The sequence below is a fragment of the Acidobacteriota bacterium genome (assembly GCA_030949985.1).
Classification (GTDB): domain Bacteria; phylum Acidobacteriota; class Polarisedimenticolia; order J045; family J045; genus JALTMS01.
Map to the genome: position 1 here is coordinate 15,358 of JAUZRX010000028.1, position 12,078 is coordinate 27,435.

General features: G+C 67.1%; 12 protein-coding genes. 1 reads left to right on the plus strand and 11 read right to left on the minus strand.

Going from position 1 to position 12,078, the window contains the following annotated elements; translation table 11 throughout:
- Entirely contained in the window at positions 1 to 1,443 is a 1,443-nt protein-coding gene (locus Q9Q40_08780) for a 2-oxoacid:acceptor oxidoreductase family protein (GenBank protein MDQ7007314.1), read from the plus strand.
- 82 nt (positions 1,444 to 1,525) lie between these two features.
- On the opposite strand, the gene Q9Q40_08785 is transcribed toward Q9Q40_08780, so the two are convergent.
- The 11 genes from Q9Q40_08785 to Q9Q40_08835 all read right to left on the minus strand — a co-directional run bounded on the left by Q9Q40_08785 (position 1,526) and on the right by Q9Q40_08835 (position 11,913).
- Positions 1,526 to 1,750, minus strand: a complete 225-nt coding sequence (locus Q9Q40_08785) for a hypothetical protein (protein ID MDQ7007315.1) — start codon at positions 1,748 to 1,750, stop codon at positions 1,526 to 1,528.
- 184 nt (positions 1,751 to 1,934) lie between these two features.
- Positions 1,935 to 2,915: a beta-ketoacyl-ACP synthase III gene (locus Q9Q40_08790; protein MDQ7007316.1), complete on the minus strand. Its 981-nt coding sequence runs from the start codon at positions 2,913 to 2,915 to the stop codon at positions 1,935 to 1,937.
- A 201-nt stretch (positions 2,916 to 3,116) separates the two neighbouring features.
- Positions 3,117 to 4,295, minus strand: a complete 1,179-nt coding sequence (locus tag Q9Q40_08795) for a DUF1343 domain-containing protein (protein ID MDQ7007317.1) — start codon at positions 4,293 to 4,295, stop codon at positions 3,117 to 3,119.
- 2 nt (positions 4,296 to 4,297) lie between these two features.
- A complete protein-coding gene (locus Q9Q40_08800; GenBank protein MDQ7007318.1) occupies positions 4,298 to 5,566 on the minus strand; it encodes a hypothetical protein in 1,269 nt (422 codons plus the stop codon).
- Positions 5,563 to 6,144, minus strand: a complete 582-nt coding sequence (locus Q9Q40_08805; GenBank protein MDQ7007319.1) for a CvpA family protein — start codon at positions 6,142 to 6,144, stop codon at positions 5,563 to 5,565. The genes Q9Q40_08800 and Q9Q40_08805 overlap by 4 nt, the downstream gene beginning before the upstream one ends.
- Positions 6,145 to 6,396: 252 nt before the next feature.
- Entirely contained in the window at positions 6,397 to 7,485 is a 1,089-nt protein-coding gene (locus tag Q9Q40_08810; GenBank protein ID MDQ7007320.1) for a hypothetical protein, read from the minus strand.
- 1 nt (position 7,486) lies between these two features.
- Positions 7,487 to 8,776, minus strand: coding sequence for a hypothetical protein (locus Q9Q40_08815; GenBank protein ID MDQ7007321.1), 1,290 nt, complete (start codon positions 8,774 to 8,776; stop codon positions 7,487 to 7,489).
- Positions 8,773 to 10,146 carry a hypothetical protein gene (locus Q9Q40_08820; protein ID MDQ7007322.1) on the minus strand — a complete coding sequence of 458 codons (1,374 nt, stop codon included), beginning with the start codon at positions 10,144 to 10,146 and terminating at the stop codon, positions 8,773 to 8,775. The genes Q9Q40_08815 and Q9Q40_08820 overlap by 4 nt, the downstream gene beginning before the upstream one ends.
- Positions 10,143 to 10,625 carry a biopolymer transporter ExbD gene (locus Q9Q40_08825; protein ID MDQ7007323.1) on the minus strand — a complete coding sequence of 161 codons (483 nt, stop codon included), beginning with the start codon at positions 10,623 to 10,625 and terminating at the stop codon, positions 10,143 to 10,145. Before Q9Q40_08825 ends, Q9Q40_08820 begins: the two co-directional genes overlap by 4 nt.
- 10 nt (positions 10,626 to 10,635) lie before the next feature.
- Complete coding sequence (locus Q9Q40_08830; GenBank protein MDQ7007324.1) at positions 10,636 to 11,382, minus strand: MotA/TolQ/ExbB proton channel family protein; 747 nt, start codon at positions 11,380 to 11,382, stop codon at positions 10,636 to 10,638.
- Positions 11,383 to 11,451: 69 nt separating this feature from the next.
- A complete protein-coding gene (locus Q9Q40_08835; protein ID MDQ7007325.1) occupies positions 11,452 to 11,913 on the minus strand; it encodes a hypothetical protein in 462 nt (153 codons plus the stop codon).
- Positions 11,914 to 12,078: the final 165 nt, after the last annotated feature.

Below are 12,078 nucleotides of genomic sequence, written 5' to 3' on the forward strand. Positions count from 1 at the left end.
ATGAGCAGCGCGCCGGTCTACAAGCCCTTTCTCCAGCGGGCCGATAGCTTCTACGACACCTTCCAGCGCAAGTCGGGCAACCAGGAAGTCACCCACTATTGCCCCGGCTGCGGTCATGGCGAATTGCACAAGATGATGGCCGAGGCGATCGACGACCTGGGCATCCGTGACCGCACGGTGCTGATCAGCCCGGTGGGCTGCTCGGTCTTCGCCTACTACTACTTCGACGTGGGCAATGTGCAGGCAGCCCACGGACGGGCGCCGGCGGTGGGCACGGGCGTGCAGCGTTCGCGCCCCCACTCCATCGTCATCTCCTACCAGGGCGATGGCGACCTGGCGGCGATCGGGCTCAACGAAATTCTCCAGGCCGCCAATCGGGGCGAGAAGATGGTGGTCTTCTTCGTCAACAACGCGATCTACGGGATGACCGGCGGCCAGATGGCCCCCACCACTCTTCCCGGCATGCGCACCACCACGACTCCCCTGGGCCGGGACCCCCGCCTGGCCGGCAACCCGATGCGGATGTGCGAGTTGGTCGCTCAACTCGAGGCACCGATCTTCGTCGCCCGCGGGTCGCTGGCCTCCCCCAAGGAGATGAAGCGCACCCGCAAGCTCGTGCGCAAGGCCATGGAGATGCAGGTGGAGGGAAAGGGCTTCTGCTTCGTGGAAGTGCTCTCGGCCTGCCCCACCGGCTGGGGCATGACCCCCGTCGACGCCCAGCAGTGGATCGAAGACAAGTTGATGCCCCAGTTCCCCCTCGAGATCTTCGTCGACAAGACCGACCAGGAACGACTGGAATACGTCACGCCGGAGCCCCCTCCCGCGGAAAAGTTGCACGAGGTGCTCGGCATCGCCGCGGACACCAGGCTGATGCCGGCGGCGACTCCCGACCCGGCCTACGCCAATCCCCGCATCAAGGTGGCGGGTTTCGGCGGCCAGGGCGTCCTGCTGCTGGGGCTGGGCCTCGCCCAGTGCGGCATGATGGAAGGCCGCAAGGTGGCCTGGCTTCCCTCCTACGGCCCCGAGATGCGCGGCGGCACCGCCCACTGCCATGTCAACATCAGCGAAGAGGAAATCGGCTCGCCCCTGGTTTCCCGTCCCACGGTGCTGGTGGCCATGAACCAACCTTCGATGGAAAAGTTCGAGGGCGAACTGGAGCCCGGAGCGGTGCTGCTCCTCAACGACTCGATGGTTCCCGGCGAGCCTTCCCGCAAGGACGTGGACGTGGTGCGGGTGCGCGCGACGGAGATGGCCGAAGAGCTGGGCAACGCTCGTGCCGCGAACATGGTGATGCTCGGTGCGTTTGCCGGCTATACCGGCGCCCTGAACCTGGAGACCTGCCTGGCCGCGCTCGACACCCTGATCAAGCGCAAGGCGCTGATCGACCTCAACCGCAAGGCGATCACCGCGGGCTTCGAAGCCGGTCGCAAGGCGCGGAGCTGAACCGCCGCCGGCGTTCGACCGACGGCACGGAAAAGGGGCACCCCGCGGGGTGCCCCTCTCTACTTCCTGGTTCCAGATCTCTTCAGCGGACGCGAATCCGACGGCTCGCCTGCATTTCCCGCAGCCCCCAGCGTCCGAGGAAGATCCCGATCATCGTCCCACCACCGCCAAGAATAGCCGGCGCCGCCGGCTGGTCGGCGGACATGGCGGCGAGCAGAAGCCCGGCGACAGGAACCAATACCGCCCCCCCCAAGGCCAGCAACCCCAACCCTTTGCGCCCCGAGCGGCGCCGAGTGGTGACGTACATCTGATCCTCCTTACGTTGGACGGACCCACTCGTGATGGGTGACCCTACTTGCCTGTGGCTGAACCTACTGCGCTTTGAAGACCAGGCAAGGCTCGGCGGGAGCCGGGAACAGGCGCGAAAAGTCCCGGAAAGGATTCGACAGAGGTCGACCCCTTCCAAACCGGCGCAGCCGCCCCGGCAAGGTTTACCAGCGATAGAGCGCCGCGGCCCAGGTGAAACCTGCGCCGAAGGAGGCGCTGAGCACCAGGTCGCCGCGCTTGAGACGGCCTTCTCCGGCGGCATCCGCCAGGGCCATGGGAATCGACGCCGCGGAGACGTTGCCGTACTTGTGGATCACCAGGTAGGTCTTTTCCATCGGCACCCGCGCTCGATCCGCGGTGGCCTTGATGATCCGCACGTTGGCCTGGTGGGGCACGAAGAGATCGATCTCGCCGTTGGTCAACCCCGCCTGCTCGAGCACCTCGCCCACGGCCTGCTTCATCGCCCGCACCGCGTGCTTGAAGACCTCGTTGCCCGCCATGTGCACCGTGTGCATCCGCTCGGCGACGGTGGCCTCCGTGGCGGGATGGCGGGTGCCTCCCGCAGGCTGCCAGAGCAACGACGCCAGGCGTCCGTCGGCCCCCCAGCTCGAGGCCAGCAGGCCGTCCTTCTCGTGTTCGCCGGGACCGATCACCGCGGCACCGGCACCGTCGCCGAAGAGGACACAGGTGGTGCGGTCGCTCCAGTTCATCACCCGGCTCAGGGCCTCGGCGCCGACCACCAGGACATGGCGCGCCCGACCCGAGGTGATCAGTGAGTCGGCCAACTGGTAGCCGTAGAGAAAGCCCGAGCAGGCGGCGGAGATGTCGAGCACGGGAATCGTCCCCAGGCCGACCTTGGGCTGGGCCCAGCAGGCGGTGGAAGGGAAGACCGTGTCCGGCGTGGCGGTGCCGACGATCATCACATCGATATCGGCGGGCGTCAGCCCCGCCCGCTCGATGGCCCGGCTCGCGGCCCGGGCCACCATGTCGCTGCAATCTTCACCCGGCTCCAGGTGACGGCGCTCCCTGATACCCGTCCGAGTCGTGATCCACTCGTCGGAGGTGTCTACAAGACGCTCCAGATCGTGGTTGGTCACCACCTTCGAAGGAACCGCCGAGGCAATACCGAGAATCCTGGCACCCATTGTCGCTTCCTCCTGGCGCGGCGCCTTCATCGCCGCAGCCGGTCCCCATCAGCGTCGATCCCGGTGGGAAGACGAGTGTGCCCGCCGATTGTCATGCTTTCGTCATGCCCCTGAAAAACCGGTGCTCCCGGTACCCAGGCGGAACAATTCGGAGCCTGTTCAAGGATATCGAACAGGGCTTTCGCCTACTTTTCGCTGCCACTAGTAAAGCAGGGCCGGCCGGCGCCTTTCGAGGAACTCCGCCTGCTCGGCCTGCCATGCGGCCTCCATCTCCGCGGGGTCGGCGCCTGCCTCGAGGGCTTGGCGCCACTGGGGGCCACCCCCCAGCAAATCGAGGGCCGGACGGTCCGAGACGAATTCGTAGGGCTCCTCACGCCACGCGAAAGCGTCACCCCCGAGGGAGCGGCAGGCCGCCAGGATTTCGAGCCCGGTGCGCAGGGGACGGAAGGCCCGGCGGTCGGTGACATGGATCTGCACGCCCCCGCAAGCCCGCCCGGCATGCTTGTGAAAGGCCGGCACGAAGCTGATCGGCCGGAACACCACACCGGGCAGGTTCCGGGCGGCCAGATGCCGGGCCAGGGTCCGCCCCTCGAGGAAGGGAGCGCCGATCCATTCGAAGGGGCGGGTGGTGCCCCGCCCCTCGGAGAGATTGGTGGCCTCCACCAGGCAGGCGCCGGGATAGACCAGGGCGGTGTCCAGGGTCGGCATGTTGGGAGAGGGCTGGACCCAGGGCAGTCCCGAAGCGTCCCAGTACTGCTCACGTCGCCAACCCCGGACGGGGACGACATCCAGTTCCACGTCGATGCCGCGCTGCCGCCGGGCCCAGCGGCAGAGTTCGCCCAGGGTCATGCCATGGCGGTTGGGCACGTCGAGTTCCGAGACGAAGGAGCGGTAACGCGGGTCGACCCGGTTGCCCTCGACAGTGACCCCGTCGATCGGATTGGGGCGATCGGCGACGAGGACCCGGACCCCGGCCCGGGCCGCGACCTCGAGCAGACGCACCGCCGTGGCCACGAAAGTGTAGTAGCGCGCCCCCACGTCCATCAGGTCGACGACCACCGCGTCCACGCCGTCGAGGGACGCGATGGAAGGAGTCAGGGAAGCCTCGTCCTCACCGTAGAGGCTGATCACCGGAATGCCGGTCAGGGGGTCGAGGGTCTCGTCCACGGCCTCCATGTCCTGCAGGCCGGCGGCCACGCCGTGCTCGGGGGCGAACTCACGCATCACCCGAGCCCCGGCCGCGTTCAGCACTTCGGCCGCGTGGCGCAGCCTGCTGTCCACCGACGCGGCGTGACAGAGCAAGGCGACGCGCGAGCCGGCCACCAGGTGGGCACGTTGCTCGCAGAGCACTTCGATGCCGGCAAGCGTCCCGCCGCCCACCATCAACCTCCGCCGGGGGGGCCGGTGAATGCGACACCGGACCAGGGATCGTCGTCGAGGACTTCCACGCCGCCGGCCGGGGAGGCCCGCAGGTCGATATCGATCTCCACGTTGCGCCCACTTTGCCGCAGGGTCCACCGGGCGACGGTCTCCTGGGCCTGGTCGAGCCAATCCACGACCGCGTCGACGAATTCGGCGACATCCCGGCCGCTGTCCCAAGCCGTCAGAACGCGCAGTCGTTGGCGGGGAGCCTCCCCCCCGGGCCGTCCCCCGGCCACCGCTTCGAGCAGTTCGACCCGGTCGCCGTCCCAGCCCGCCGCGGCTCTCGTGGCCCAAGCACGGTCCAGGCGGGTACCGAGCCACGCGCCGATACCCAACTCGCCGAGTTGCAGGACCCCGGCCCGTCGCCAGCCGTCGGGCGGGGGCGGCATGGCAGGCTCGCCGGGAAGCTCTCCGCGGCGATCGGCGTGAAGCAACTGCTCGGTGGACAGGGGAGGCTCGCGCCACAAGGCGTTGACCGCCTCCCAGCCGCCCCGCCTCCAGGCCCCGGCCACCAGCCGGGTGCCGAGACGGTAGGGCTCGAGCAACAGCGTGCGGACCCACGCCGGGGCCCGATCCAGCGCGGAAGCTCCCCCGGCGGTCGGCTCGTCCAGGCCCCGCAGGAAGCTCTCCACGTCGGGATCGCCGCTCGCGGCCGTGGCCAGGAGCATGGTCAGCACCGCGTCTCCCTCGGCCAGGGCCAACCACGCGAGTTGCCGGTCTTCCCGGCCGGGACGGTCGAAGGCCGCTCGGCGCCGTTCGAAGCCGAAGTGCTGATCGATCAGCGCGTGATCGTATTCGTGGATCCATACGGTGCGCGGGTGGGGGCCGCCCGTCGCGACGTGACCGCCGAAGATCACCATCACACCCCGCTCCCCGTCGTAGAGGCCCAGGGCCTGCCGGCGCAGGATCTTTTCCAGCTCGCCGCGCAGGTCGTAGCCGCCTGGGAGGAGTTGCAGACCTTCGAGAATGCGCGCCTGGCTCCGCGCCACGTCATCGGGAAGCTCGCGGGCGACCAGCCGGGCCAGCAGCGCCCGCCCCTCGTCGCCCGCGGGAGTCTCCACGGGAACCTGGCGCAAGAAAGGCAGACCCCGGACCTTTTCCACCTCGCTCATGACCCGGGCCAGGTCCTGTCCACGCTCGCTTGCAGCACGGCCGTAAGGGCCCGGCGGCAGGATCGCGACCAGCGTCAACAGGCCCAACACCCACGGCAGACCCACTGCTCGCGTCACGACGGATGTCGCTCCCGCCCGCCACGCCGGCGGCTTTCCATCGACGCCGGGGGCAGCACCTCCCGCCGCCGCTCCTCGAGAGCGCGGCGACGCTCGTAGTAGAGCCGGGCCACGTCCGGCGGCAGGATTCGCGCCGCCAGGTCGCTGACGGTGATGGCATAGGGCAGAAGCACCGACTCTCCCAGCACCGCCGAACCCGGCGGCAGGAAGGCCGTCAGTCCCACCAGCAGACCGCAGATGCCCAGGCAGCCCCCCGCCAGGCCCACTGTGGCCCCCACCAGCCGATCGACCCAGCCCAGCTCGGCCGAGGCCACCAGTTTGCGAGCCAACCAGGCCGCCAGCCCCGTCAGCAGCAAACCGCACACCAGCACCAGGACGAAGGCCACGACCCGTGCGATCTGGCCGGAGGCGAAGACCCCCGCGAACCACTGGGGTCCGCGAGCCGCCAGTCGCAGGGCCAGGGCCAAAGAGACCCCGAGTCCCGCCATGCCGATGGCGATCCTCACAAAGCCTTTCCACAGCCCGTAGACCGAACAAACCGCGAGAATCACCGCCATGCCGATATCGAGACCGCTCATGGGGCGAGGATAGCACCGGGCTCGTTTTCGTCTACTGCCTGCCGGGAACCCCGCCCCCGCCGGTTCCGAGTCGCGCCCCGCGCTCGACGGACAGGCTTCCCCCCCGACAGATGGACCCTCGACAGGGTGGCCCGGCACCGGGTCCTTGCGCGTGAAACCGTACAGAAAACCCGGCTCCGACCCGAAAACGGCAAGCGGCGCGCCGTCCCCGAGGACCGCGCGCCGCGCCGGGAACCCGGTTGACTCGGCCCTTCAGAAGCGCAGGGTGTAGGTGCTCTCCGGAGGCGTGGTGATGAAGAGGAAGATGGGCTGCCCCTCCTTGACGTAGTCCAGGCGCTCGGGCTCGGTACGCAGGGTGACCTCGGCCTTCTGCTCGACGGTGATCTTGTCGGGCAACCGGCGGTCACAGCTCGGCGGCACCTTCACCTTGTAGGTTCCATACTGCAACCCCACCAGGTTCTTGACCGGCAAACCGTTGAGATAGAGTTCCGGCGTGCAGGGCCCCTCCTCGTTGGCGAAAGCGAAGGAGAAGGTATTGGGGTTGAGCACGATGGGGTCGGGAACGCCGCCCTGCCGCAGGTAGAACTCCAGCGGCTCGACGCCCGTACCCTTGGCCGTCGCCCGGTAACGTCCCGGCGGCAAGACCACGCGAAACTCCTCGAGACCCGCCTTGACCCGCTCGGCGAACCGTTCCTGGGCCAGTTCGAAGGAGGCCTGGGAGAAGGCATCGTTGCGGCCCCCGATGCGCTCGAGGGTCATGCCCTCGAGCTGGCCGGGGCTGAACTCCCGAACCCGGAAACGGGTCACCACACCGGCCGACCAGAAATGCTTGAGATCCTCCACGGCCTCCCGCGGGCTGGCCATCTGGAAAACCACCTCGCTGACACCGGAGAGCAGGCCCGGACGGCCGGAACGCTCGATGTCCACGTCCCAGTCCGCCGGATCATAGCCCAGCAGATCGAGGACCTTCTCGTACTGCACGATGGAACCTTCCAGGTCGACGCCCCGGGCATGCAGCAGCGCGGCCTGGAAGTGCGCCTTGGCCACGGTCTTGGTGATCTCTCCGAGAATGCGGCGATCTTCGACGAAGAGTTTGTCCGTCGCGTAGCGGCCGTCGATCTCTTCGACGTAGTGCTCCACGTCGTAGAGCGCGGCATCCACCATTTCCTTGGTCACGCCCTCACCTTGCAGGAGGGTGTGATAGGAAGTGATGGCGCGGTAGATGTTCTGAATCTGCTCCAGCTCCCGCTCGGGGGAGGTCTCGGCCAGCACCGGGGCGAGCGGCACCAGCACGAGGACGAGGGGCAACAGGGCGCGAAGGGTCGTCTCGATCTTCTTCATTTCAGCTCCCCTGGCCTTCCGCTTCGATGTCCTTGGCCTTCTGACTCAGGCCGAACTGGCGAAGGATGTTGGCGTAGTTCTGACGGAAGGGCTGGAGTTCGGCTCCGGTGTACTTCTTGCGGGCCTTGTCGTAGGCCTTCTCCGCATGGATCAGGGCCTGGATCTTGTCACCGAAGTTGGCCTGCGCCCGGCTCAGGTCGAAGTAGGCCACCTCGTCCCCGTCCCACTCGAACGAGGTCGCCTCGGATGCGGTCTTCAGCGCGTCCTCGTAGCGCCCCTGGTTGTAGTGGGCGTAGGAGATCACGTGCAAACTGGTGCCGTACTGCACCTGGATGTCCGGGTTTCTAGGATCGAGCTTGAAGGCCAGGCGCCCGTACTCCACCGCCTTGAGCTTGAAGGCGTGGCCGTCCTGGCGACTGGCGTAGTCCGCCATTTGCCGGTAGATCTCCGCCCGCTGCGGATAGCCCCGCGTCGCCTGGGCGGCCTCGGCAAAGACCTCCATCACCTCCTTCGGATCCGAGCCGTCACTGTTCATCAGGTCGAGGCCGATCTGCCACAACACACCGGCCCGCACGTTGCCCTCGTCGAAGCCCACCACCTGGTAGAGCTGGGCGAAACGGTCGTCGTACTTGGTGCCGAAACCGAGTCGACAGGCCTCCCGTACGCGGACGAGGTAGATATCGGGCACTTCCGAGTGACGAGCCATTTCGAAGGCGCGATTGATATAGAGCAGGACGTACTTGGCGAAAGCCGTGTATTCCTCGCTGTCGCGATCCTTGTCGGCCAGTTCCTCGGCGCGGGCCAGCAGGGCCTTGTACATGTGCCAGTTGGCCGCGTTCTCCAGTTCCAGGTTGCGGAACTGCTCATGTTTGAGCTTCTCGTAGTAGGCCGTCCCCAGCACGTTGTGCTTGAAGAAGGGGTCGTCCTGCAAAATGCGGAGGGAGCTGAGCATGGCCCCGAGCACATCCCGATCGAAGTCGTACTTGAAGCTGTCGGGATCGGCCTTCCACAACTCGAAGCGCGAATGACCGCCGATGAAGGAAACCAGGGCGAAATCCGCGCCCGCACGGGGCAGACCGGCCCCGTCGAGAGTCGAAAAATAGTTGTCCGCGGCGTCCGCGGCCGCCTGCCAGTCGCGGGCGTTGTAGGCCGCCACGGCGGCAGTGCGAATCGATTCGAGATTCGCCACCACGCTCTCCTGGGCCAGCAGGGGACCGGAGAACAGGAGACCCACCAGCAGCAGCGAGAGAGCGGCCGCGAGAAGAGGTCGACGGTTTGTTCTGACTATCACGATGCACCTCGGAGGTATTGGGTCAGGGCGGGCAACGCCTGTTCCGCTTCCTGAACCTTCGAAACCACTTCCCGGGAACCCTTTGTCCGGGCGACAAAGATGTTCGCCAGCCCGTCTTCCGTGGGGACGAGAACGTGGACGATGCCGTCGCGGTAACGAATGATGAAGGCATTACCATCGCGAGTCACCGAAACCACCTTCCCTCCCGGACCACCTTGCCAGTCACCCTTGCCCCTTCCCTGCCGCAGCAGGTCACTGATCTGGGGCAGGAGCATGTTCCACCGCGCCGCCTCCGTGGAACGCTGCCCGAGGCTGTTGACCGACACCAGCGGCAGCCCGTACTTCCGGGCCAGCGCCGAGCGGACCGCCTCGAGCTTTCCTGCCGCAGCCGAGCGCTCCCGGGGGCCGGTGTTCGCCCCAACTGCCACATCGGCCGGAGCCGCCGAATACTTGAGCCCCGGTGTCCCGCCGCTGGTCGCCGCGAGCTGTGGCGCAGCGCCCCGGCGGCTGGCCTTTTTGGGGCTGGCCACGGCCACCTCGGGAGCATGGCCCGGGTTGGCGTCATAGACCACGCGGGTCCCCGTCACCGCGCCGGAAATCGCCACGGGGGCCGACCGCGAGGGCCGCGCAGTATTGCCCCGGGGTACGTCCACGGCGGGCGCATCCGCCGCCTGGGTCACCGCCAGACCGGTCCGCAACTGCTGGGAAACCGGCTGCAGCGAAGGCCGGTCGCTCGCGCGAGCCGAAGGCCGGGGCGTGACGACCTCGACGTCCGGAGCCAGCGTGTCGTGGAACGATTCCCGGGTCGCCGCGGCCACCTGGATCTCCGCCGCCCGCGCCTGCCGCGGCACCGCCTGGGGGACGGTCACTTCCACCTGCTGGTCCAACGGCTTGAGTTCCACCGGCCGGGTATCCACGACCACCTTCGTGGGACGAGGCGCGTCGACCTTCTCCCGCGGAGTTTCGATGGCCGGCGTCTCGAGCTGCCGATTGAAGACCTCCCGGGTCTGCTGGGCCTGGAGTTCGAGACGCTTTTCCACCTCGCGCGGCTTGGGAATCTCGATCTCGGGCACCTCGAGCTGGGGCTCGAGTTCGACGATTTCCTGCACCTTCGGCGGTGGTTCCTCCTGGCGCGGCTGCGGCTTGGGCTTGGGCTTGGGCCTCGGCGGCAGGGGCGGGGGGGGAGGAAGGGTCTCGGGCGGCAAACGTACGATGGTCACCGGCCGCGGCTGGGGCTCGGCGGGCTTTTCCGGATGGCGGCGCAACTGGACCCAGTCCGGCGGAATCAGCAGCAGGGCCGTCACCACCGCCAGGCAGATGCTCATGTAGCGGTAGAAACGGTCCCGGGAAAGCTGCGCTCGCGGTGTCATCGGCTGGCCACTCTCGCTTCCTCGAAGATGACCTGGGGCGTCACCCCCCGGTCGAGGCAGGCCATGATCACATTGAGCGTCGCTCCCGCATAGGACTCTTTGTCGGTGGTGACGAAAACGTCCACTCCCTCGAGCGCCTTCTCGAGCGGCAGGCCGGGTTTGTGCTCGGCCAGCCAGCCCTCGATGGCATCCCCTACCAGCCGGTAGGCTTCCACCGAGTTCGGGTCACCGACGTCGATCTCCTTGTGATCGAGGGCGATTCGGGAGTCATGGTAGATGGTGATGTCGAGTCGCTCCCGGGTCTGGGGGCTGGTGGCCACAGCCTTGTCCGGATCGCGGGTGGGCAGGGCGAGCTTCTCCCGTACGGTCTTGTCGAAGGAGGACGCCACGAGGAAGAAAATGATCAGCAGGAAGACGACGTCGACCGCCCCCTCGAAACCGTCCTCAAGGTCGAAACTGTACCGGCTCGAGCCTCTCACGGCAGCCTCCTCAGCGCTCGATCAGGCGCTGATAGGCCACGGTGAGCTGATCTTCCCGACGGCCGATGCTGTGCACCACGGCCGTCTTCAGCAACATGGCGATGGTCTTGATCGTCAGGCCGATCACCGTGGTGATCAACGCGATCTGGATCGACATGGCGAGATCCGCCGGCGTCACCGTGTCCTGAATCGAGATCTCGTAGAACGCAGCGACCATGCCCACCGCCGTACCGAGAAAGCCCATCGCGGGAGAGAGTACCGAGGCCAGCGAAAAGTACATCATGTTCCGCTTGACCCGCTCGAACTCCTCGTCCTGGAGGGCCTGCCACACCTTTCCCGGGCGCGGGGCGGCGAAACCGTTTTCATGGAGAAAACGGCGGAAGACCTGTCCGAACAGGGTCGTGTCCTTGTCCAGCAATCCACGCACCTCGGCCATCCGCTCGTCGGCGCTCTTGCCGGGGGCATGGATCGCCTGGGACATCTTGCGCGCCGCCTCGGCGTCGTACATGAACGCATCCCGCAGCTCGAAGAGGTAGTAGTGGACGAACACGCCCAAGGTCAACGAAAGCAGCACGGCGAAAGAAAACATGATCACCGCGTTGACCGGCACCACGTACTGGGTCAGGACCCGCGCCAGCAGGTCGATCATGTTTTCGCCGCGAATGAAGGCTATGCCCAGCAGGGTCAGGGCGCTGAGCATGACCGCGAGAATGAATACAGTCCGCGCGCTCCCCTTCTGCTTGTAAGAACGATCCATTGCATCACCCCTTCCCTGGTGAGTGAATTCCCGGTGATTCCGACGCAGCTCTGCCTGGCTTGCCGGGCGCTACTCGGCGGCGGCCCGGGAAACCGTCTTGATGATCGTGATTCGATGCAGGTCCGACAACCGACCGTCGGCACTCAACGCCCGGACGTCCAGGTCGTTGGCTCCCAGCCGCGGCAGGCCCGCGTCCGGCACCTCGAAATAGGTGCGGAAAGGCGCGTCGGAGGCGCCCGGCGGGACCTTCTGCAGCTTGACCAGGTCCTTCGGCTCGGCGGGCCGAATCATGGCCACCCGCTCGCCGACGGTGACCCGGTCGATGGGAGCACGGGAGAAGACCACCCCGGTGAGGGTGATGAACTCCGCGTCGACGACCGGCGAGATCTCGTGAAACGCCACGATCGGCCGGAACATCGAGGTATCGAAGAGCGGCTTCTTGTTCTCTTCGACGGGTGACTGACCGCCGAGGGCGGCCAGCGGAACGATGGCCACCGCGACGATGGCCAGAAGGATCGACAGGACTCGCACTTCCGCGTCTCCTCTAACTAGGGCTCCCCCGGGTCAATATGGATCCCGAGCCGCGGGGAGCAAGCCCTTTGACGGCTCTCCCGGCGGGAAAATCCGGCCCCGGCGAGCCCCACCGATCGCGGCGCCGGCCCTTTCGTCAGCGGCACTACCGAAGCGTCAGAAGGT